Source organism: Mesorhizobium sp. C120A (genome assembly GCF_030323105.1).
Lineage (GTDB): Bacteria > Pseudomonadota > Alphaproteobacteria > Rhizobiales > Rhizobiaceae > Mesorhizobium.
The window spans coordinates 3,085,155-3,104,675 of sequence record NZ_CP100476.1; the positions used below are offsets into that span (position 1 = coordinate 3,085,155).

The 19,521-nt window shown below is 62.4% G+C and carries 22 protein-coding genes and 1 pseudogene; 7 read left to right on the top strand and 16 right to left on the bottom strand.

Going from position 1 to position 19,521, the window contains the following annotated elements:
* Positions 1 to 32: 32 nt before the first annotated feature.
* From NL532_RS14905 to NL532_RS14915, 3 genes are all read left to right on the top strand, one after another.
* Positions 33 to 983, top strand: a complete 951-nt coding sequence (locus tag NL532_RS14905; RefSeq protein WP_023829395.1) for an ABC transporter substrate-binding protein — start codon at positions 33 to 35, stop codon at positions 981 to 983.
* A 91-nt stretch (positions 984 to 1,074) separates the two neighbouring features.
* The gene (locus tag NL532_RS14910) at positions 1,075 to 1,848 is read left to right on the top strand and encodes an ABC transporter permease (protein WP_023688107.1); all 774 of its coding nucleotides are present in this window, start codon (positions 1,075 to 1,077) and stop codon (positions 1,846 to 1,848) included.
* Positions 1,845 to 2,642: an ABC transporter ATP-binding protein gene (locus tag NL532_RS14915; protein WP_023696446.1), complete on the top strand. Its 798-nt coding sequence runs from the start codon at positions 1,845 to 1,847 to the stop codon at positions 2,640 to 2,642. Before NL532_RS14910 ends, NL532_RS14915 begins: the two co-directional genes overlap by 4 nt.
* Before the next feature lie 13 nt (positions 2,643 to 2,655).
* Here the strand turns inward: NL532_RS14915 and NL532_RS14920 are convergent, their stop codons facing one another.
* The 3 genes from NL532_RS14920 to NL532_RS14930 all read right to left on the bottom strand — a co-directional run bounded on the left by NL532_RS14920 (position 2,656) and on the right by NL532_RS14930 (position 4,626).
* Positions 2,656 to 3,594, bottom strand: a complete 939-nt coding sequence (locus NL532_RS14920; RefSeq protein ID WP_348524244.1) for a GlxA family transcriptional regulator — start codon at positions 3,592 to 3,594, stop codon at positions 2,656 to 2,658.
* 348 nt (positions 3,595 to 3,942) lie between these two features.
* The gene (locus NL532_RS14925; protein ID WP_023681787.1) at positions 3,943 to 4,077 is read right to left on the bottom strand and encodes a hypothetical protein; all 135 of its coding nucleotides are present in this window, start codon (positions 4,075 to 4,077) and stop codon (positions 3,943 to 3,945) included.
* A gap of 363 nt (positions 4,078 to 4,440) precedes the next feature.
* Entirely contained in the window at positions 4,441 to 4,626 is a 186-nt protein-coding gene (locus tag NL532_RS14930) for a hypothetical protein (protein ID WP_023681786.1), read from the bottom strand.
* A 202-nt stretch (positions 4,627 to 4,828) separates the two neighbouring features.
* Between NL532_RS14930 and NL532_RS14935 the strand changes: the two genes are divergently transcribed.
* Positions 4,829 to 5,728 carry a LysR substrate-binding domain-containing protein gene (locus NL532_RS14935; RefSeq protein WP_023670389.1) on the top strand — a complete coding sequence of 300 codons (900 nt, stop codon included), beginning with the start codon at positions 4,829 to 4,831 and terminating at the stop codon, positions 5,726 to 5,728.
* A 124-nt stretch (positions 5,729 to 5,852) separates the two neighbouring features.
* Here NL532_RS14935 and NL532_RS14940 read toward each other — a convergent pair whose 3' ends face one another.
* From NL532_RS14940 to NL532_RS14995, 12 genes and pseudogenes are all read right to left on the bottom strand, one after another.
* Positions 5,853 to 6,818, bottom strand: a complete 966-nt coding sequence (locus NL532_RS14940; protein ID WP_023688109.1) for an alpha/beta hydrolase — start codon at positions 6,816 to 6,818, stop codon at positions 5,853 to 5,855.
* Positions 6,819 to 7,069: 251 nt separating this feature from the next.
* A complete protein-coding gene (locus tag NL532_RS14945; protein WP_196813564.1) occupies positions 7,070 to 7,237 on the bottom strand; it encodes a hypothetical protein in 168 nt (55 codons plus the stop codon).
* Positions 7,238 to 7,423: 186 nt separating this feature from the next.
* Positions 7,424 to 9,553, bottom strand: a complete 2,130-nt coding sequence (locus NL532_RS14950) for an ASKHA domain-containing protein (protein WP_032895446.1) — start codon at positions 9,551 to 9,553, stop codon at positions 7,424 to 7,426.
* The gene (locus NL532_RS14955) at positions 9,504 to 10,478 is read right to left on the bottom strand and encodes a methyltetrahydrofolate cobalamin methyltransferase (protein ID WP_023681781.1); all 975 of its coding nucleotides are present in this window, start codon (positions 10,476 to 10,478) and stop codon (positions 9,504 to 9,506) included. The genes NL532_RS14950 and NL532_RS14955 overlap by 50 nt, the downstream gene beginning before the upstream one ends.
* A gap of 80 nt (positions 10,479 to 10,558) precedes the next feature.
* Positions 10,559 to 11,650, bottom strand: a complete 1,092-nt coding sequence (locus tag NL532_RS14960) for a methylenetetrahydrofolate reductase (protein ID WP_023681780.1) — start codon at positions 11,648 to 11,650, stop codon at positions 10,559 to 10,561.
* Positions 11,647 to 12,270, bottom strand: coding sequence for a methylenetetrahydrofolate reductase C-terminal domain-containing protein (locus NL532_RS14965; protein WP_023829394.1), 624 nt, complete (start codon positions 12,268 to 12,270; stop codon positions 11,647 to 11,649). Before NL532_RS14965 ends, NL532_RS14960 begins: the two co-directional genes overlap by 4 nt.
* Complete coding sequence (locus NL532_RS14970) at positions 12,263 to 12,565, bottom strand: virulence factor (protein ID WP_023670397.1); 303 nt, start codon at positions 12,563 to 12,565, stop codon at positions 12,263 to 12,265. Before NL532_RS14970 ends, NL532_RS14965 begins: the two co-directional genes overlap by 8 nt.
* Positions 12,566 to 12,838: 273 nt before the next feature.
* The gene (locus NL532_RS14975) at positions 12,839 to 13,354 is read right to left on the bottom strand and encodes a GNAT family N-acetyltransferase (protein ID WP_081731010.1); all 516 of its coding nucleotides are present in this window, start codon (positions 13,352 to 13,354) and stop codon (positions 12,839 to 12,841) included.
* The gene (locus NL532_RS14980; protein WP_023735234.1) at positions 13,342 to 13,608 is read right to left on the bottom strand and encodes a type II toxin-antitoxin system TacA family antitoxin; all 267 of its coding nucleotides are present in this window, start codon (positions 13,606 to 13,608) and stop codon (positions 13,342 to 13,344) included. Before NL532_RS14980 ends, NL532_RS14975 begins: the two co-directional genes overlap by 13 nt.
* A gap of 56 nt (positions 13,609 to 13,664) precedes the next feature.
* Positions 13,665 to 14,446, bottom strand: a pseudogene (locus tag NL532_RS14985) (formyl transferase).
* Between the two features lie 110 nt (positions 14,447 to 14,556).
* On the bottom strand, positions 14,557 to 15,132 hold the full coding sequence (locus NL532_RS14990; RefSeq protein ID WP_023670399.1) for a DUF4893 domain-containing protein: 576 nt from the start codon (positions 15,130 to 15,132) through the stop codon (positions 14,557 to 14,559).
* A gap of 114 nt (positions 15,133 to 15,246) precedes the next feature.
* Entirely contained in the window at positions 15,247 to 15,876 is a 630-nt protein-coding gene (locus NL532_RS14995) for a DUF1638 domain-containing protein (protein ID WP_023753434.1), read from the bottom strand.
* Between the two features lie 65 nt (positions 15,877 to 15,941).
* Here NL532_RS14995 and NL532_RS15000 point away from each other — a divergent pair, with 65 nt between their 5' ends.
* Complete coding sequence (locus tag NL532_RS15000) at positions 15,942 to 16,082, top strand: entericidin A/B family lipoprotein (RefSeq protein ID WP_023670401.1); 141 nt, start codon at positions 15,942 to 15,944, stop codon at positions 16,080 to 16,082.
* 89 nt (positions 16,083 to 16,171) lie between these two features.
* Here the strand turns inward: NL532_RS15000 and NL532_RS15005 are convergent, their stop codons facing one another.
* Positions 16,172 to 16,870, bottom strand: coding sequence for a cobalamin B12-binding domain-containing protein (locus NL532_RS15005; RefSeq protein WP_023670402.1), 699 nt, complete (start codon positions 16,868 to 16,870; stop codon positions 16,172 to 16,174).
* 261 nt (positions 16,871 to 17,131) lie between these two features.
* On the opposite strand from NL532_RS15005, the gene NL532_RS15010 reads away from it, so the two are divergent.
* On the top strand, positions 17,132 to 18,706 hold the full coding sequence (locus NL532_RS15010; RefSeq protein WP_023829393.1) for a trimethylamine methyltransferase family protein: 1,575 nt from the start codon (positions 17,132 to 17,134) through the stop codon (positions 18,704 to 18,706).
* Positions 18,707 to 18,795: 89 nt separating this feature from the next.
* On the top strand, positions 18,796 to 19,482 hold the full coding sequence (locus tag NL532_RS15015) for a hypothetical protein (RefSeq protein WP_023691016.1): 687 nt from the start codon (positions 18,796 to 18,798) through the stop codon (positions 19,480 to 19,482).
* The last annotated feature ends 39 nt before the right edge of the window (positions 19,483 to 19,521 follow it).

Here is a 19,521-nt window from a genome sequence, read left to right on the forward strand (position 1 = left end):
ATTCGGCATCCGAAAAAATAAGGGGAACCGACATGAACAAGACCATTGTCGCTGCCGCGGTATTGGCGCTTGCGGCTGCAATATCCGTGCCGGCCGAGGCTGCCACATCGGTCACCATCGGCATCAGCGGATGGACCGGCTTTGCGCCGCTGACGCTCGCCAAGCAGGCCGGCATCTTCGAGAAGCATGGCCTCGACGTGACCCTGAAGAAGGTGCCGCAGGCCAGCCGGCCGCTCGCCATCGCCAGCGGCGATCTGCAATGCGCCGCCACCACGGTCGAGACCTGGCTGGTGTGGAACGCCTCAGGGGTGACCACCAAGCAGATCTTCCAGCTCGACAAATCCTATGGCGCCGACGGTATTGTCGTGCGCAACGACATCAAGACCGTCGCCGACCTCAAGGGCAAGAATGTCGCGTCCTCGGCGCCGGGCACGTCGCCCTATTTCATGCTGGCCTGGGTGCTGAACAAGAACGGCCTGTCGACCAAGGATGTGACCGTCGTCAACCTGGAACCGGATGCGGCGGCGCAAGCCTTCCTCGCCGGCCAGAACGATGCGGCGGTCACCTATGAGCCGTTCATCTCGGCGGTGCGCGACAAGTCCGATCAGGGCCACATATTGGGGACCACGCTCGACTACCCGATGGTGCTCGACACGGTCGGCTGCACGCCTGAATTCCTCACCGCCAATCCCGACGCCGCCAAGGCGCTGGCCGACAGCTATTTCGAAGCGCTCGACCTGATCAAGAGCGATCCGCAGAGATCCTACGAGATCATGGGCGCCGACGTGAAGCAGTCTGCGAAAGAATTCGAGGATTCGGCGAAATACCTGAAATGGGCCGACAAGGCGGAGAACAAGCAGTTCTTCACCAAGGAATTCCAGGACTTTTCCAAGACCGCCGGCGAGCTTCTGCTGCAGATGGGGTTGATCAAGGAAGCGCCAGACGTTGCCACGCTGGCCGACACCAGCGCGGTGGCGAACTGACAGGCCTCGCCTTTGACCATTGTGCGGCGGCGCCTAGGGCCGCCGCTCTCTCCTGGACAAGTGATGATTTGACGATGCGGACGATCTGAAGATGCGCCCCTTGCATCCGGTGTCGCCGGGCATTCGAACCGTGCTTGGCATTTCCTTCTTCGTGCTGTTCGTCGCCTTCTGGGCGTGGATCACGCTTGGCGGCCACGTCAACCGCATCTTCCTCGCCGACCCGCTGTCGATGCTGCGGGATGGTTGGCGGCTGCTGGTCGAGGACCGCTTCTGGCTCGACATATTGATCACCATCTGGCGGGTCTTCGGCGGGTTCCTGCTGGCGTCGATCGTCGCCGTGCCGATCGGCATCGCCATGGGCGCCTGGAAACCAATAGAGGCGTTTCTGGAGCCGTTCGTCTCCTTCGCCCGCTACCTCCCGGCTTCGGCCTTCATTCCGCTGCTCATCCTGTGGGCCGGCATTGGCGAGCTGGAAAAGCTGCTGGTCATCTTCGTCGGCTCGGTGTTCCAGATCATCCTGATCGTCGCGGTCAAGGTGGGCTCGACGCGGCGCGACCTGGTCGAGGCGGCCTATACGCTGGGCTCGACCAACAGCGGTATCGTCAAACGGGTCATCATGCCGGCCAATGCGCCCGAGATTGCCGAGACGCTGCGGCTGGTGCTCGGCTGGGCTTGGACCTATGTCATCGTCGCCGAGCTGATCGGTTCGTCCTCAGGCATCGGCTACATGATCATCAACAGCCAGTCGCGGCTGGCGACAGGGCAGATCATCTTCGGCATCATCGTCATCGGGCTGATCGGACTGTTGTCCGACTTCGCCTTCAAGGCGTTCAATCGCTGGCTCTTTCCCTGGAGCCTGGCATGAGCAAGTTGCTTATCGAAGGCGTCTCGCGAACCTTCGCCGGCGTGCGCGGCGGGCAGCCGGTCAAGGCGCTGATGCCGGTCGACCTTGCGGTCGCGGCCAACGACTTCATCACCATTCTGGGGCCGTCCGGCTGCGGGAAGTCGACGCTGCTCAGGATCGTTGCCGGCCTGGAAGCGCCGAGCGAAGGCCGTGTGCTGCTCGACGGCAAGGCGGTGACGCGGCCGGGACCGGATCGCGGCATGGTGTTCCAGTCCTACACGCTGTTTCCGTGGCTAACGGTGGCGCAGAATATCGCCTTCGGCCTGCGCGAACGTGGCATGGCCGAAAAGGAGCGAGACGGGATCGTCGCTTCCTATGTCGACCTCGTCGGGCTCAAGGGCTTCGAGAACCATTGGCCAAAGCAGCTGTCCGGCGGCATGCAGCAGCGCACGGCGATCGCCCGGGCGCTGGCCAACGACCCCGAAATCCTGTTGCTGGACGAGCCGTTCGGTGCGCTCGACAACCAGACGCGCGGACTGATGCAGGAACTGCTGCTCGGCATCTGGGAGCGGCGCAAGAAGACAGTGCTGTTCGTCACCCACGACATCGAGGAGGCGATCTTCATGGCTTCGCGGGTGATCGTGATGAGCGCGCGGCCAGGCCGCATCAAGTCGGATGTCGCCATCGACCTGCCGCATCCGCGTCACTATACGCTGAAGACCAGCCGGGAGTTCTCGGCGCTCAAGGCGCGGCTGACCGAGGATATCCGCGTCGAGGCGATGCGCACAGTACAGGCGCAGCCCGCCGAAGCCTGAGTGCGTTTTCGGATCAGGCCGCCAGCAATTGCTTGCGGTCGACGCGCTCCTGCTGCGGCGAGCGGGCATAGAGTTCGCGGTAGCATTTGGAGAAATGCGACGCCGAGACGAAGCCGCAGGCGACCGCTACCTCGACCACCGGCATCGAGGACTGGATCAGCAGGTGCCGGGCGCGGTCGAGGCGGATTTCCAAGTAGTAGCGGGCAGGGGATCTGCCCATCTCGGTGCGGAACAGGCGCTCGATCTGGCGGCGCGACAGGTCGACATGGTCGGCGATCTCGATCAGCGACAGCGGTTCGGAGAGATTGCCTTCCATCAGTTCGATGATGGTCAGCACCTTGGAATTCTGCACGCCGAGGCGGGCGCGCAGCGGCAGGCGCTGGCGGTCGGTGGGGCTGCGCACGCGGTCGGTCAGCACCTGCTCGCACACGCGGTTGACCAGATTGTCGTCGAAATCGTCGCCGATCAGCTTGAGCATCATGTCGAGGGCGGCGGTGCCGCCGGCGCAGGTGTAGATGTTCTGGTCGATCTCGAAGAGGTCGGCAAAGACGTTGGCCTTGGGAAAGGCCTCGGAAAAGCCCGGCAGGTTTTCCCAATGGATGGCGCAGCGCTTGTTGGAGAGCAGGCCGGCGGCGGCAAGGATATGCGCGCCGGTGCACAGGCCGCCGACGGCGACGCCTCTGTTGTATTCCTCGCGCAGCCAGGCGAAGGCCGACCTATTCTGGTAGCGCTCGACATTCATGCCGCTGCAGACGATGGCCATGTTCGGCCGATCCGGCCCGGCCATTTTCTTGCGCTCTTCCTCGAGCGAGGTGTTGACGGCGCATTCGACGCCGTTGGAGGCGCGCACCGGCTTGCCGTCGATGCTGGCGAGGCGCCAGCGATAGGCCTCATAGCCGAGCATGCGGTTGGCCGAGCGCAGCGGGTCGAGCGCCGTCGCAAAGGCGATCATGGTGAAGTCCGGGACAAGGAAGAATACAAACGATCGCTTGATCGGATGCTTTACGGCGTTCAAGGGAACCTCACGCGGCCATGGCGCGAACAGGATGTCGCGAACAGCACAGCGACATCAGGAAAACCATTCCTGTCAATCGGCTAGGGGGCTAAGCGGAAACTATATTTGCGACATGGGTCGCAAATGAGCAATCGTCCGGGATGACAGGCACGGGCTGCCGACGGATTGGGCATGGTGGCGGCGGCATAGGTGCCAAAAATGAGAAACGCCGCTTCGGTCAAGCCGAAGCGGCGCTGTTATCGACTATCGGCAGCGGCAGGGAAGCGCTGAGCGCTAGCCGTTATCTCAGGCAACGAAACCGAGGCGCACCGCATTCATGGCACCGGTCTGGCCGGGCATGGTATTGGCAAGGCGCTGGCGCTCGAGAGCGGTCGTCAGGTTCATTTCGCGGCGGGCAAAGAGGCGGGCAAAAAGCTTCATCATCATCTCCTATCGGTTGCTCAGACGGGTCGCCTTCGCTTGATGGAGTGGGGCAGCTCGTTTACTGACGGTGATATAGGCCTGCGTGAGCAGAAACTAAATCGCAAATGCGAAGCGCTTGAATGGAAATGCGACATCGTTTGCGACATTATTGGGCATGGTGCCCAAAATTTACGATTACTTACAGTGTGTTACCGGCGACATTGAGGCGCCATGCAAGTGACGCATATGCGCCATGCAGCGGCGACACGGCTCTGAAAATCATTTGAGTGCAAATAAGTTGGAGAAAGCCTGCAGGGCCAATAGAGAAGGCCTGCCGGGCTGGTCTGCGCGGCAGGCCTTCAGCACAAGGTACACAATGGTTTACTTTGCTCCAGCCCAGGATCCGACGCCGTGGCGTGCACCGGTCTTGGTGTCGGCAGCTTCAGGCCAGCCGATATCCTTCTGCAGTTCGATCGGCAGCGAGCGGATCGCACGTTCGGTCTGGAAGCGGGCGCGGGCCGCGCTCAATTCGGTCGCAAGCCGACCGATGGATGACAGGATAGACATTTCATTCTCCTTTGGTTGTGGCACGTCCCGCATGAACGCGTTCCGTCGCCTGGATATTCCGCATCGAGTGCAATTCCGTGTCAGGAGCGTTGGAGCCATGGCACGTCCTGCCTTCGATGGAGTTGACTATCCTCCCAATCTGATGTTCAATCAAACGAAATGGAATGATGCTTCACATCAGAAAAATTGAAGGTCGATCCCGATGAACGCCCCACTCAATCATCCGCTGCCGCTGCTCGATCTCGACGTTTTGCGCACCTTCGTGGCCATTGCAGAGACCGGCAGTTTCACCACGGCGGCCAATGCGGTGTTCCGCACGCCGTCGGCGGTCTCCATGCAGATCAAGAAGCTCGAGGACATTCTCGGGCGGTCTGTTTTCGCGCGGGATGCGCGCTCGGTGACGCTGACCACGGATGGCGAGATGCTGCTCGGTTATGCCCGCCGGCTGTTGTCGATCAACCGCGAGGTGGTGTCGAAGTTCATCATCCCCGAGATCGTCGGCGTGGTGCGGCTCGGCTCGCCGGACGACTATGGCGAGCGCGTGTTGCCGCATGTGCTGAAGCGTTTCGCGCAGTCGCATCCGTCGATTGCCGTCGACGTCACCATCGACCAGAGCAGCAATCTGCGCCGCCGCATGGACGACCGGGCGCTCGACATCACGCTGCTGACCAATTCCTACAAGACCAGCGCACTCGGCGCCGAGGTGCTGCTCACCGAGCCGATCGTCTGGGCCGGCGCCAAGGGCGGCAGCGCGCATCTGCGCGAGCCTTTGCCGGTGTCGCTGTGGGAAGAGGGCTGCGCCTGGCGGGCCGGCGCGCTCGATGCGCTGAGCCGTGAAGGCCGCAATTACCGCATCGCCTATATGAGCGCCCACACGGCAGGCCAGCGCGCCGCCATCATGTCGGATCTCGCGGTTGCACCGTTGCCGAAGTCGTTCCTGGGCAACGACATGGTCGAGCTTTGCCCGAAGGACGGCATGCCCGATATCGGCACCTACAATCTGGCGATGGTGGTGTCGCCGGACGCCAGCGCGCCGGTCAAGGCCGTCGCCGACCATATCCGTGCGACGTTCGAGCTTTTCCGCGAAACCGGCAAGTTCTAGAGCGGTTCACCGTTTCACGGAAACGGCGAGCCGCTCTAACTCCTTGTTTTGACTCAATTCCCAAGGGAAAGCGCTACACGCTTTCCCGGGAAAACCGTTTTACACTTTTCCTGGAATTGCTCTGCTATTCCGCTGCTTGGGCGGGGCGCGCCGCGAGAGCGGGTCGCGCCGTGCGCCGCGCAGTTGCGCGCCGCTTGGTGGGCTCACCTTCAAGGAAGGCGACGATGCTGTCCCTGGCGCGACGCGCCTCCGGCATCTCGATCAGCGGCCAGACGTGGAACATGCCTTCCTCATAGACGACGTCGATATCGACGCCGGCAGCGCGTGCCTTTTTGGCGAAGATCAGATTGTCGGGGCTGAGCAGGTCGTGCGAGCCGGTCAGAAGCAGGGTCTGCGGCAGCACCGAGAGGTCGCCATAGAGCGGACTGATATGCCAGTCCCTGCGATCGATGCCGGCACTGTACATGCGGATCGCTTCCAGCCCGCCGGAAATGCCGAGCCACGGATCGTTGCGTTCCGCCTCGAACACTTCGGGGTTGGACAGCGACATGTCGAGGCCGGGTGAAATCAGCACGTGGCGCGACGGCAAGGGCAGGCCTTCCTCAGCCGCCATCATGGTCAGCACGACGGCCATGTTGCCGCCCGCGGAATCGCCCATGAAGACGATGTCTTCAGCGTCGGTCTCATCCAGCATCTGCCGGTAGACGTCGCCGACCATGCCGAACATGGCGTGGAAATCATGCTCCGGCGCGATGGGATAGATCGGCACGGTGATGCCGAAACCCAAGCGCTCGGCCACCTCGGCGATCAACCCCCAATGATAGGATGTGATCTGGAAGACATAGGCGCCGCCATGCATGTAGAGGATGCGCCTGCGTTCGCCGGCCTTCGGCGCGATTTCATAGACAGGGAAGCCATCGACGCTGCGCTCGGTGATATCGAGCTGCTCCCGCAGCAATGCCGGGGGATGATGATCCTCGGTCTTGCGGGCATAGGCGATCCAGCGCTGCAGGTTTTCCGGGCTGGCAAATGCCTTCTTGCGGCTGTGCCGGAGGATGAAGGAAACGAGGTGGCTTTTGAAACTGGGCATTCGCGTACACAAGCTCGGCCGCAGCCGACTAAGAGAATTCCCCCACTGTCTCGAAGATCGTACCTCCAGCCGAAATGTCAAGATTCTGGCCCAAGCCAACACGGTTGTTTGATCAGCCAGGTCCGCTGTTTTGCGCAGCGCGGCTCAGCGCCGGGGCAGCAGCGCGGCGCGCAGCTTGACGTCGGTCGCAGCCGGGACCATGCGGCGGCCCCGGCGCTTGGTCAGCAATTTGCACTTGTCGGCGAAGGTCATCAGCGGCCCGAGCCCAGGATCAGACGCGACAGGTTGGTCTGGGCGTCGATGCGCGGCGACACGGGCCAGCCGATGTCCTTCTGGATTTCGGGTGGCAGGTTGTTCATGGCGCGCACGGCCTGTGCATTCTTCATGGCCGCACGAAAACGGCCCAGGGTCTCGAACATCTCTATTCTCCTTTGGAGCGTTGTGGCGGCGGAATAGTCCGGTCCGCCATTCGATGTCCGTTAAATGCTTCACGTCTGTATCGGACGGATTGCGCCAAAACAGCGTTTCGGTTTCCAGATCGGTGCGATCTGGAAACATTTGCATACAAATGAAATTGGGCGAATTGGCGGCCTTCGTAAGGCGGCTTATTCCCGGCTGCGCCTGGCGGCATGGCCTTCGCGCGAACGCCGGCGCGGGGCGGCGTCGCCGGCGACGCCATCCTCGCTGACGGTCTTGCGTGGCGGCAATTTCACCGCCGCCGACAGTTTCGGGAACGGATCGACCTTGTTGGGAAGCGCCATGGCGTAGACGAAATGCTCCTGGAATTTCGGCTCCAGTGCGGTCTCGATCTTCTCGATGTGGCTGACCGTGTCCTCGATCTCGCGGCGATAGCCGCGGTTGAGCAGCGCCATCCGCGCACCGGCGCCGGCGGCGTTGCCGACGGCCGAGACCTTGTCGAGGTCGCAGTCCGGGATCAGGCCGAGCACCATGGCGTATTTCGGATCGATGAACGAGCCGAAGGCGCCGGCGAAATGGATGCGGTCGACGTGTTCGGTGTTCTGCTTTTCCATCAGAAGCTTGGTGCCGGCATAGAGCGCCGCCTTGGCAAGCTGGATGGCGCGCACGTCGGTCTGCGTGATGGTGATCTTGGGTTCGCCTTCCTTCAAGACATAAGAGAAGGTGCGGCCGTTGACCGTGACGCGCGGCGACCGCTCGGCCAGCGACCCGTCGATGACGCCATCCTCGGAGATGATGCCGGCGAGGTACATTTCGGCCACGATCTCGATGATGCCGGAGCCGCAAATGCCGGTGACGCCGGTCGCCTGCACGCTATCCAGGAAGCCGGGGTCGTCGGACCAGAGTTCAGAGCCGATGACGCGGTATTTCGGCTCCAGCGTATCGGGGTCGATGCGCACGCGCTCGATTGCGCCGGGGGCAGCGCGCTGGCCGCCGGAGATTTCCGCGCCCTCGAAGGCGGGACCGGTGGGCGAGGAGGCTGCGACCACCCGCTTGCGGTTGCCAAGCACGATCTCGGCATTGGTGCCGACGTCGACGATCAGCATCATCTCGTCCTGGCGATGCGGGCCTTCCGACAGCGTCACGGCTGCGGCGTCGGCGCCGACATGGCCGGCAATGCAAGGCAGCATATAGAGGCGGGCGCCCTGGTTGAGCTTCAGGCCGATATCGGAGGCCTTGATGCGCACCGTGCCCGAGACGGCGAGTGCGAAGGGCGCGCCGCCGAGTTCGGTCGGATCGATGCCGAGGAACAGATGGTGCATGATCGGATTGCCGACAAAGACGGAATCCAGGATGTCGTTGCGCTGGACATTGCCTTCCGCGCAGACCTTGTCGACCAGGCCCGAGATCGCCTCGCGTACGGCGACCGTCATGCCTTCGCGGCCGTCCGGGTTCATCATCACATAGGAGACGCGGCTCATCAGATCCTCGCCGAAGCGGATCTGCGGGTTGGAGGTGCCCGACGAAGCGGCGACGCGGCCCGACAGCAACGACACCAGATGCATGGCGATGGTGGTCGAGCCGATGTCGCAGGCCAGTCCATAGGCCTCGTTCTTGAGGCCGGGCCAGAGTGCTATGACGCGGGCGATGTCGCTTTCGGCATCCTTGTGGATGGCCGCGGTCGCGGTCCAGTTACCCTTGCGCAGTATGCCTTGCACCTGCGGCATCAGGTAGAAGTCGAATTCGAGGTTTTTAAAGCCCCAATCCTTCATCAAGGCGATCTTGAGGCGGTCGAGATCGCCCAGCGGCTTGTGCATGTCGGGCTCTTCGATCTCGACATAGCACATGCGGATTGCCGCATCGCGGGCGATGACGCGCGTGTCGGCATCCTTGCGGATGGTCTGGGCGTTGATGACCGTGTCCTGCGGCACGTCGATGACGAGGTCGCCGAGGATCTGCGCCGAGCAGGACAGGCGCCGCCGCTCGGGCAGGCCGCGGACGCGCTCATATCGCTCTTCCTTGGCGCCCTTGGGCGAGATGTGGTCGTTGGACGAGACGATCTTGTGCTTGGCGAAATTGCCTTCCTGCACTTCGATCTGGCAGCGACCGCAGGTGGCGCGGCCACCGCAGACGCTCTCGACATAGACGCCGAGCTGACGCGCGGCATCGAGCACCGGTGTGCCGACGGGAAAGCGCCCGCGCTTGCCTGACGGCATGAACAGCACGAGCGGATCAGTAATGTTTGCAGGCGAGTTCACGATTGCGCGCTTATCCCCTGGCCATGCGGGCTTCACGGCCGCCGCGCCGGCGACCGCCATTGCCGCCGCCTTCGCCCGGAGCGTTAACGGCGGTGGGCGCTGCGACCGCCTGGCCGCCTTCGGCCGGTTTGTAATCCTTGTAGGTGCGGATCCAGTTGGTGCAGTTCTCGTCGGTGCCGTTGAGCACATTGGCGCCGCGCACGGCTTCCATTTCCTGCGGGCGAACCGGGTTCATGATAGCGCTAGTCATGCCGGCGCCGATCACCATCGGGATGAAGGCGGCGTTGATGCCGTGGCGGTGCGGCAGGCCGAACGAAATGTTGGACAGGCCGCAAGTGGTGTTGACCTTGAGCTCTTCGCGCAGACGGCGCAGCAACGCGAAGACCTGGCGGCCGGCATCGCCGAGCGCGCCGATCGGCATCACCAGCGGGTCAACGACGACGTCATGCGCAGGAATGCCGAAATCGGCGCAGCGCTGCACGATCTTCTTGGCGACGGCGAAGCGCACATCCGGATCCATCGAAATGCCGGTCTCGTCGTTGGAGATGGCGACGACCGGAACGTTGTACTTCTTGACCAGCGGCAGGATGGCTTCGAGCTTTTCCTCTTCGCCGGTCACGGAGTTGACCAGCGGCCGGCCCTTGGCGACCTTGAGCGCTGCCTCGATGGCGGCGGTCACCGACGAGTCGATCGACAACGGCAAGTCGACAAGGCCCTGGACGATCTCCAGCGTCTGCACGAGCAGGCCGGGTTCGGTTTCGTTCGGATTAACGGAGGTGACGCCGGCATTGACGTCGAGCATGGTGGCGCCGCAGGCGGCCTGTTCCAGCGCATCCTTGACGACGGTCTCGAAATTGCCGGCGATCATCTCGGCGGCCAGCTTCTTGCGGCCGGTCGGGTTGATGCGCTCGCCGATGACGCAGAAAGGCTGGTCGAAGCCGATGATGATCTCTCGTGTCGCCGAGGCGACGATGGTCCGGGTCATGAAGTCTCTCCGCCTGATATAAAGATTTCTTTATATCGTTGTCTGGTTTCATTCAAGCGAATGGCTGGCCGTCCGCGCTGTCAGTGCGCGGTCTTCACCATATCCACCTGCGTTTCGGTAATGTCGTCGTGCAGTATGCTCTCGAGCCGGTCGGCGACCATCTGATCGTCGTGGCGGATCTCGCGTTTCCATGGCTGGCGGCCTTTCAGCACACCCGATTCATCGACGATCTCGGCGACATATTCCTCCTGGCGGTAGGCCATCACATGGATGCCGGAGACACCAGGAATTTCCTTCACCTCGTTGATGATGTCGGTGCAGAGCTGCTTGCCTTCCTTCTTCTGGTCCTGCGCACCTTCCAGCCGCTTGATGATGGCGTCGGGAATATGAATGCCCGGCACGTTGGAGCGGATCCATTTGGCCGTCTTGGCCGAAGCCAGCGGGCCGACGCCGCACAGGATGAAAACTTTTTCCGTATGCCCCAAGTCCCGCGCCCTCTGCATGAAGGTTCTGAACATCGGCACGTCGAAGCAGTATTGCGTCTGCACGAATTGCGCGCCGGCGGCGATCTTTTTGCCGAGATGGATCGGGCGGAAATCGAAGGGTGGCGCGAAGGGGTTGACGGCGGCGCCAAGGAAAATTTGCGGCGGCGTCGTCAACTTGCGGCCGGACAGGAACTTGCCGTTGTCGCGCATAATGCGGCAGGTTTCCAGCAACGACATGGAATCGAGGTCGAAGACAGGCTTGGCGCCGGGCTGGTCGCCGGCCTGGACGCCGTCGCCGGTGAGGCACAGCATGTTGGCGACCCCCATGGCGGCACCGCCCAGCACGTCGCCCTGGATGGCGATGCGGTTCCTGTCGCGGCAGGCGATCTGCATGATCGGCGCGTAGCCCATGCGGGTGAGCAGCGCGCAAATGCCGACCGACGACATGTGGCAGTTGGCGCCGGAGGCATCGACGGCATTGATGGCGTCGACCCAGCCGTCGAAGATTTTCGCCCTGTTGTAGACGTCTTCGGGATCGGCGCTGTCGGGCGGGTTGAGCTCGGTGGTAACGGCGAATTCGCCGCGTCGCAGCACGCGCTCCAGTCGGCCACGCGAGGAGTGGCCGGGCAGGGGATCTAGCGGCAGATGGATGCCGGCCGGGTTTTCATCGCGCTGACGGCCGATCACGCGCCCGCTCCAGTGTTGGCTTTGGCCGCTGCTTCACGGGCCGCTGCCGACTGGGCCGTCACCCGCAGCCAGGCCGAGGTTTCGCGCAGCGACTGGTCGACCGGCTTCTGCACGGTCAGGATCCTGTCGCCATGCTCCATGTTCCGCGAGCCTTCCCAGGCCTTGACCCAGACGCAAGGCATATCGGGCTCGACCTCGCAATTGCCGTTGGCGCGCACACCGCCGCAAGGGCCGTTGCGCAGCTGCTTGGGGCAGTTCATCGGGCACGACATGCCGGTCGAGGACAGGATGCACTGGCCGCACATGCGGCAGTCGAACATGAAGCCCTTGACGCGTTTTTCAACGAACTTGATCGGCGCTTCGACGCGGCCGTAGCCAAGGCCTTTCCACAGCGGATGGAGCAGCAGGAACATGTCTGCGAACCTGGAGTAGAACCATTCGAGCAATCGCGAATGGCGGATCGACCACAGCCTGATCGCAAACGAGCGCTGCACGCGCCGCTGCGGCGATACGTCGGCCGGCTTGTAGTCGGATTTCGGCGCTGCTTTCTTGACCTGAGTGGCCTGGGTAACCGGCTGGGTAACCCTTGGCCCCTCTTTGGCAGGAGTGGTTTCAGACATTTTCTTTCCCGCCCGCCTTGACCAGAGCGACCAGCCGCTCGCGGTCGTATTTCGCGTCGATGTCGCTGAATGCCTTCTCGACCTCGGCTTCGAGGTCGTCGCCGACGGGGATCGGATCGGCCTTGCGCCATTCGGCGAGGTAATCGTCGGTGCCGCCGGCGCCGGTGCGCATGGCGCACATGTCGATCGCCTCGGTGAAGCGCAGCGGCAGTTCGCGCTTGGCGTTCTGCCGGCCCTTCTTGACGATGACCTGGGCGGGGATGTCGCGCCAATAGACGACAATCAGATCGGCCATGAATTCTCTCACTCCCTGTAGAGCGCCGTGCGTCCATGAGGGAAACGACGCTCCACCACTTTGTCCAGCAGGTGCGAGCATTGCCGGATGCGCAGTGGGGCTGCTTGTTATGGGACGACGCGCGCGCATTCAAAAGCGACGCTATTGGACGTCGCAAAAAGAAAGGCAAGAATCTTTGACTTTGTTACGGGCTGAGATGGCCTGAGGCGAGGGTAAGAGGGTGCGTACAAACCGCCTGGCAGGGTGAACATCGCCGCTTTTCCAACAGCGTCGTCATTCGTCCTCGAAGCCGTTTTGTTTCAAATCCGCGATCCGAACAATCATGCTGCGTTTTGGGTCGAATGGGAGATCTTCAAAGTCGAAGGCGAGATAGAAGCCTCTTACATCATCATCGAGCGGATGCGTCAGGACACCGAAGCAGCCTATTTCCCTTGAGAACCGCACCGCTGTTCTCAAGGCGAAAAGGAGAAGCGAACGTCCACAGCCATGACCTTGATACCGCCGGTCCACGGCAAGCTGGCCGAGCAAGATAACTGGAATGGGATCGGGGCGGTTGCGTTGCGCCGATTTTGGCAGATGGGCGCGCTCGATTTGACCCGTGCTTAAGGTGACATAGGCGGCGATAGCCCCGGTCGCGAGATCACAAATGATGCTGGTGCGCGAGGTCCCATCCTGTTGATTGCGCCAGGCATGGCGGCGAAGCCAGTTGTTGAGCGACTCGCGACCGCAATCGAAGGCCTCTCTGTCGTCATCCGCCGCAAGAGGCCGGGGAGGCGTTAGTCCTGCCATACAGGTCGTGAGGCAGCGAGCCTCCGCAGCCCAGGACGGGTTTTCGCGGGAGACTTCGCCCACGCCTCGAACTTTTCCCAATCGGCGGCCGGAATCGTCACGATACGTCCGTCCAGTACCTCCATTTCGGCGGCTTCGACCGCCTTGCGCCTGATAAAGTCGCTGAGATTGGTGTTTGCCTGACTGGCGGCGGCTTCAAGAATGTCACGTTCATCAGAGGTGACGCGGACACTGAGGGGGGCCATATTTGACATCGGCAAACTCGCTTTCTGTATGACAATAGCGTACAAGCCGTCAGATTGACAGTGCCTTACCACACACCCCGGCGCACACCGGTCCAGAGATGGAACCAGATCGTCGGGTGGTACCATTGTTTCGACGGCAGGCCGGGGTCGATCGTGACAAGCTTGCCGTCCAAGGCACCGCGGACCGCCTCGACGCAGATGTCGCGCGAGAACGCCGCCTGGCGCAACGCATAGCTCGAAATAGTGTCGCCGGGCTCCGGCTTGCCGCGCGCCTGTTTCAACACGCCGCCGGTGTCGACGCCGGCGTCGACCAGATGCACGGTGGTGCCGAAATTCTGGAGATCGCCGGAGGCCAGCGCCCAGTAGCCGCCATTCATGCCGCGGTATTTGGGCGCGATGCCGGCGTGGTAGTTGAGCACCGGGCAGGGCATTTGCGCCAGCGTCTGCCGGGACAAAATCCGGCAGCCGGCGAGCAGCACCACGCCCGGGCGGATGTCGGCGACCGCCTGCAGGCAATCGGGCCCGTCGGCGGAGGAGACGTGGATGATCTTTTGTCCCGGCCTCGGCTCTGTCTGCAGTTTTGCGCTGCGATCAGCCGCTCCGCGTGCCCGGCGAAGAGGCGTTTGCCGAGCCTGGTCAGCACCATCGTGCCAAGCTGGCCGATGGCCGAAAACAAGCCCTGGCGGCGCGCCCGGCCGAGCAGCAATTGTTTTTTGGATTCAGGGCTTTCGAGGATGACGCTGACAGGACCGAACTGGTCGGCGATGGCGTTGACGATGGCCCAGATGTGCGGCCCGCCTTCGGTGACGATGACGATCGCAGCACTTTTTTCAACCGCTGATGCCATGGCGCGCTTTCTTGCCGGCGCGCAGCCATTTGCCGTGCGCTGCCCGGCTCAATTCTGTGCCGGGCGAGGTTAAATCTTGATGACCGCCCGGCCAGCGAGAGACCAACGGATCAGCGCTTGAACTCGATGATGTCGAGTTTCGATTCGTAGTAGGGCGCCGGGAATTCGATGCGCCATTCATTGGCGCTGGTGCGGAAGGCATAGCCGACCTGGTCGCTTTCCGGGCCGCTGCCATAGGGTTTTGGCTTGTTGTCATTGACATAGCCGGAGCCGAGATAGATCGCGCGTTTTTCGCTATCGTCGAAGAAACGGCCCTTGGTGCGTTGCGAGCCGCTGACCTTTTCCAGCTGCCAACCGGAGCCATCGTCCGTGACCTTGCACTTGAACCAGCCATAGATGACCAGCGGGCCGGTCAGGCCCACCTTGATGGTTCGGCATTGCCAGTTGCCGCTCAGGTCCTTGTCGGAAAAGGCCACTATCGGCTTTGCCAGCAGCGCGTCGAGTTGGCTGACCTCAGCCGGGTCTCCCGCTTTTGCCTCGGCCAGCGCCGCCTTGCGGGTCTCGCCATATTTGTCGAGGCGAACCTTGTCGGCAGGCGTGATGATCTTCTGCACCTCGCCGTCGGCGCGAGCGGGCAAGACGAGGCAGAGGAGGCCAAGGGCGGCGAGCAGGACGCGAGGGGTCATCGGGACGTTCCGTGTTCGGATGGCTGAATCAGCCTGTTTGCTTATGGCTCACAACTTAACCATTCGCGGCGGCCTGTCATCTGTTCTCGACAGCGTCCCGGCTCAAGAACCGCTTCAGGCGTGGGCGGCGGCCTGCGCCAGCCCGGCCGTCAGGTCGCCATAGCCCGTCGAGCGGCGCTCATAGGCGAGGCCAAGCATCTTCGCGGCCTTCTCGGCGACCTTGTCGAGTTCCGGATCGTCGGTCTGGGCGATGTAGATCAGCTTCTGGTAGTTGCCGAAATAGTCCTTGATCAGCTCCGGGTGCTTGTCGAGGCCGAGCGGCTTCATGAAGAAGGCGTCGAACTGGCGGCACAGGAAATCGGTCATGTAGAACGACATCATGTCGGCGTCGGCGACCTTCGCATAGGCGTCCATGCCCTGGTAGAAGGCAAAGCAGTGCGGCCCGGCCATGCGTTCGACGCCGTGCTTCTCCAGAACCCGGTCGAGCATGCCGCCGGTACCGCAATCGGCATAGCCAACGAAGATGTTGCTATAGCCTTCCGCCTTGGCCTTTTCGATCGCCTTGTCCATCGCCGGTGCGATGCGGTCGGGGTAGAAATGGAACTCCGCCGGCAGGCAGGTCAGGTCGAGATGGTCGAGCTTGAGCTGCTCCTTGACGGCCAAAACTTCGCGCGCAATCATTCCACAGGCGATGACCAGCAGCCTGTCGTCCTGATTCGGTTTCGTTTTTTGCATTCTGGCCATGGAACCCGGTCGAAGCGGCCTTCGTTGCTGTGGGGCGAATCTATCGAGAGAGGGATAAACCGTCCATGAAACTGTTACGCGTTGCGCCGATTGCAATCCTTGCCTGCGTCCTGGCGCTTACGGCCTGTGCCAACACCGTCCGTGGTGTCGGCCGGGATATCAAATCGACTGCGAAAGCCGTCGACGACACCGTCACCAAACCCTGACGCAGCCATCCGTTCCAATAGCTGGGAACAAAAAAGCCGCGCTGCAAGGCGCGGCTTTCGATTGTGGGCCAGACGCCTTGCGGAAGAGATCAGGCTGAAGCGCGCATATTATGCTTGCGCTTCATGAAGTCCTTGGCGGTCTCGACCGCCACAGCCGCGTCGCGGCAATAGGCATCGGCGCCGACGGCCTTGCCGAATTCCTCGTTGAGCGGCGCGCCGCCGACCAGGACGACATAGTCGTCGCGGATGCCCTTTTCCTTCATCGTGTCGATGACGACCTTCATGTAGGGCATGGTCGTGGTCAAAAGCGCCGACATGCCGATAATGTCGGGCTGGTGCTGCTCGATGGCGTCGAGGTATTTTTCCACCGCATTGTTGATGCCGAGATCGATGACGTCGAAGCCGGCACCTTCCATCATCATGCCGACGAGGTTCTTGCCGATGTCGTGGATGTCGCCCTTGACGGTGCCGATCACCATCTTGCCCTGCTTCGGCGCGCCGGTGGCGGCCAGCAGCGGGCGCAGGATGAACATGCCGGCCTTCATGGCGTTGGCCGACAGCAGCACCTCGGGAACGAACAGGATGCCGTCGCGAAAGTCCTCGCCGACGATGCGCATGCCTTCGACCAGAGCTTCGGTCAGCACCTTGTAGGGCACCCAGCCGCGCTCGAGCAGGATGTTGGTGCCTTCCTCGATCTCTTCCTTCAGCCCGTCATAGAGATCGTCGTGCATCTGCTGCACCAACTCGTCGTCGGAAAGCTCGGAGAGGATGATCTCGTCGTCGGCCATTTTTCTCGGGCTCCTTGCCGCACGGGATGCGACCACGGCGGCTTAAAATAATCGCGTCAATACCTAACCCGGCGGGGGCAGGTATCCATAGCTGATTTGCGACTTCCCGCAAAAGGAAAGCGACCGCAAATCTATTGGAATTCTTGTCGATTTTGCGACAGGCGTTGGCGCTGGCGGGCCGTTTCGAATAGGGTGCATGGCTACGATCCGGGCGAGAAGCCGCCATACGCGGCCGCAAACGGTTTTTAGGGAAAAACGATCATGAGTGAAAACGCGTCAGTCGACCAGGAAGCGTCCAATGCGCGACGTGGACGTGCTGCCAGCGGCGGCGCGGCTGCAAGGCGGGCGGCGCGCTCGGGCGGCGGACCGGGCACCCAGCTCACCTATATCAAGCGCAAGATCAACATCTATGAGGTCCTCAACGAGGAAGGCCTGGCGATTATCGAAAACAACACCGATACGGTGCTGGAAGAGATCGGCATCATCTTTCGCGACGACGCCGAGGCGCTGCAGCTTTGGAAAGAGGCGGGCGCCGACGTCAAGGGCGAGCGCGTGCATTTTCCCAAGGGCCTCTGCCGCTCGCTGCTGAAGACCGCCCCGCCCATCTACACCCAGCATGCGCGCAACGCCGAACGTTCGGTGCAGATCGGCGGCAACGCCACGGTCTTCGCGCCGGTCTATGGTCCGCCCTTCGTGCGCGATCTCGACGGTGTCAGGCGCTACGCGACGATCGAGGATTTCCGGAATTTCGTGAAGCTCGCCTATATGGCGCCGTCGATTCACCATTCGGGCGGCACGGTTTGCGAGCCGGTCGACGTGCCGGTCAACAAACGCCATCTCGACATGATCTACAGCCACATCAAATATTCGGACAAACCGTTCATGGGTTCGGTGACGGCGCCAGAGCGGGCCGAAGACACTGTCGCCATGGCCAAGATCGTGTTCGGCGACGATTTCGTCGAAAACAACACCGTGCTGACCAGCCTGATCAACGCCAATTCGCCGATGGTGTTCGACGAAACCATGCTGGGCGCGCTGAAAGTCTATTCGCGCCACAACCAGGCTTGCATCGTCACGCCGTTCATCCTAGCCGGCGCGATGAGCCCGGTGACCGTTGCCGGCACGCTGACGCAGGTTCTGGCAGAGGTGCTGGCCGGCGCCTCTTTCACGCAGCTGATCCGTCCCGGCGCGCCGGTGCTGTTCGGCACCTTCGCCTCGTCGATCTCCATGCAGTCTGGTGCGCCGACCTTTGGCACGCCGGAGCCGTCGCTGGTTTCCTACGGCGCCGCACAGCTTGCACGCCGCCTCGGCCTGCCGTTCCGCACCGGCGGCTCGCTCTGCGCCTCCAAGGTTCCGGATGCGCAGGCCGCCTATGAGAGCGCCAACACGCTCAACTCGACCATTCTTGCCGGCACCAATTTCGTCCTGCATTCGGCCGGCTGGCTCGAAGGCGGACTGGCGTCCTGCTACGAAAAATTCATGATGGACATCGATCAGCTCGGCATGACGCAAAAGTTTTCCGAAGGCGTCGACCTCTCGGAAAACGGCCAGGCGATGGACGCCATTCGCCAGGTCGGCCCGGGCAGCCACTATCTCGGCTGCGACCACACCCAGGCCAATTTCCAGACCGCCTTCTACCGCTCCAGCATCGCCGACAACAATTCCTACGAGCAGTGGCTGGCCGAGGGCGAGAAGACAGCGCCGCAGCGCGCCAACGAACTCGCCCGCCGCTGGCTGGAGACCTATGAGGCGCCGTATCTCGATGCGGGCATCGACGACGGGCTGAAGGACTACATCGCGACGAAGAAGGCGTCGATGGCTGACGCCTTCACCTGAAAGGAGCCCGAGTCAGGCGGGGCTAAAGTCGCCAACATCATCCACAAGGAAGTCTGGCGGAGCGCTTTCTCCGACCCGGACAAGAAGGGATGATTGCGCGGCGCCGGGCTGACGAGATAGCGGCCGCGCTTTCCGCCGACGGCCTCATCCTGCGCGGCGGCTTCAATTTCGCAACAAGCGAAACGCCGCCGCATGGCCCTTCAGTTGCCCCTGCCAAATCCGTGCTGTTGGTGGGGCAGGCGGGAGCGGCACCCTGGCCGCATTTCCTGCGCTGGCGCGACCGGCAACCGCAAACCATTGCTAATCCGCTCGACACATGGTCGCGCGCAGTGATAGGTGCGGTGGCGGAGAAATTCGGCGCGCGCGCCGTTTCGCCTTCGGACAGACCTTATCTGCCGTTCCAGCAATGGGCGATGCGAGCGGAGGGGCTGAGACCGTCGCCGCTGGGCATCCTGATGCATCCGCAGTACGGGCTCTGGCATGCCTATCGCGGCGCGTTGCTGTTCGAGGATGAGATCGCGCTTCCTGAACGTCGCGAAGCGATTCACCTTTGCGACGCCTGTGTTGCAAAACCTTGCCTGAAATCCTGTCCGGTTGACGCCTATTCCGCGGATGGTTTCGCTCATCAGGCTTGCCTGGCGCATGTGCGGGGATCGAAGGGCGAACCATGCCGCGGCGGCGGCTGCCTCGACCGCAACGCCTGTCCGTATGGCACGGCCCATCGCTATCCGCCTGAGGTTCAGGCCTTTCACATGACGGCGTTTGCCGGCCTGTAGCCGGGTCGAAAGCCCGCACAAAGTGTTGAACGGGATTGT

Excerpts from the sequence above, each read along its gene's own strand:
- NL532_RS14905 (WP_023829395.1), top strand. The coding sequence starts at position 33 with ATGAACAAGACCATTGTCGCTGCCGCGGTATTGGCGCTTGCGGCTGCA.
- NL532_RS14910 (WP_023688107.1), top strand. The coding sequence starts at position 1,075 with ATGCGCCCCTTGCATCCGGTGTCGCCGGGCATTCGAACCGTGCTTGGC.
- NL532_RS14915 (WP_023696446.1), top strand. The coding sequence starts at position 1,845 with ATGAGCAAGTTGCTTATCGAAGGCGTCTCGCGAACCTTCGCCGGCGTG.
- NL532_RS14920 (WP_348524244.1), bottom strand. The coding sequence starts at position 3,594 with ATGATCGCCTTTGCGACGGCGCTCGACCCGCTGCGCTCGGCCAACCGC.
- NL532_RS14925 (WP_023681787.1), bottom strand. The coding sequence starts at position 4,077 with ATGAAGCTTTTTGCCCGCCTCTTTGCCCGCCGCGAAATGAACCTGACG.
- NL532_RS14930 (WP_023681786.1), bottom strand. The coding sequence starts at position 4,626 with ATGTCTATCCTGTCATCCATCGGTCGGCTTGCGACCGAATTGAGCGCG.
- NL532_RS14935 (WP_023670389.1), top strand. The coding sequence starts at position 4,829 with ATGAACGCCCCACTCAATCATCCGCTGCCGCTGCTCGATCTCGACGTT.
- NL532_RS14940 (WP_023688109.1), bottom strand. The coding sequence starts at position 6,818 with ATGCCCAGTTTCAAAAGCCACCTCGTTTCCTTCATCCTCCGGCACAGC.
- NL532_RS14945 (WP_196813564.1), bottom strand. The coding sequence starts at position 7,237 with ATGTTCGAGACCCTGGGCCGTTTTCGTGCGGCCATGAAGAATGCACAG.
- NL532_RS14950 (WP_032895446.1), bottom strand. The coding sequence starts at position 9,553 with ATGGCGGTCGCCGGCGCGGCGGCCGTGAAGCCCGCATGGCCAGGGGAT.
- NL532_RS14955 (WP_023681781.1), bottom strand. The coding sequence starts at position 10,478 with ATGACCCGGACCATCGTCGCCTCGGCGACACGAGAGATCATCATCGGC.
- NL532_RS14965 (WP_023829394.1), bottom strand. The coding sequence starts at position 12,270 with ATGTCTGAAACCACTCCTGCCAAAGAGGGGCCAAGGGTTACCCAGCCG.
- NL532_RS14970 (WP_023670397.1), bottom strand. The coding sequence starts at position 12,565 with ATGGCCGATCTGATTGTCGTCTATTGGCGCGACATCCCCGCCCAGGTC.
- NL532_RS14975 (WP_081731010.1), bottom strand. The coding sequence starts at position 13,354 with ATGGCAGGACTAACGCCTCCCCGGCCTCTTGCGGCGGATGACGACAGA.
- NL532_RS14980 (WP_023735234.1), bottom strand. The coding sequence starts at position 13,608 with ATGTCAAATATGGCCCCCCTCAGTGTCCGCGTCACCTCTGATGAACGT.
- NL532_RS14990 (WP_023670399.1), bottom strand. The coding sequence starts at position 15,132 with ATGACCCCTCGCGTCCTGCTCGCCGCCCTTGGCCTCCTCTGCCTCGTC.
- NL532_RS14995 (WP_023753434.1), bottom strand. The coding sequence starts at position 15,876 with ATGGCCAGAATGCAAAAAACGAAACCGAATCAGGACGACAGGCTGCTG.
- NL532_RS15000 (WP_023670401.1), top strand. The coding sequence starts at position 15,942 with ATGAAACTGTTACGCGTTGCGCCGATTGCAATCCTTGCCTGCGTCCTG.
- NL532_RS15005 (WP_023670402.1), bottom strand. The coding sequence starts at position 16,870 with ATGGCCGACGACGAGATCATCCTCTCCGAGCTTTCCGACGACGAGTTG.
- NL532_RS15010 (WP_023829393.1), top strand. The coding sequence starts at position 17,132 with ATGAGTGAAAACGCGTCAGTCGACCAGGAAGCGTCCAATGCGCGACGT.
- NL532_RS15015 (WP_023691016.1), top strand. The coding sequence starts at position 18,796 with ATGATTGCGCGGCGCCGGGCTGACGAGATAGCGGCCGCGCTTTCCGCC.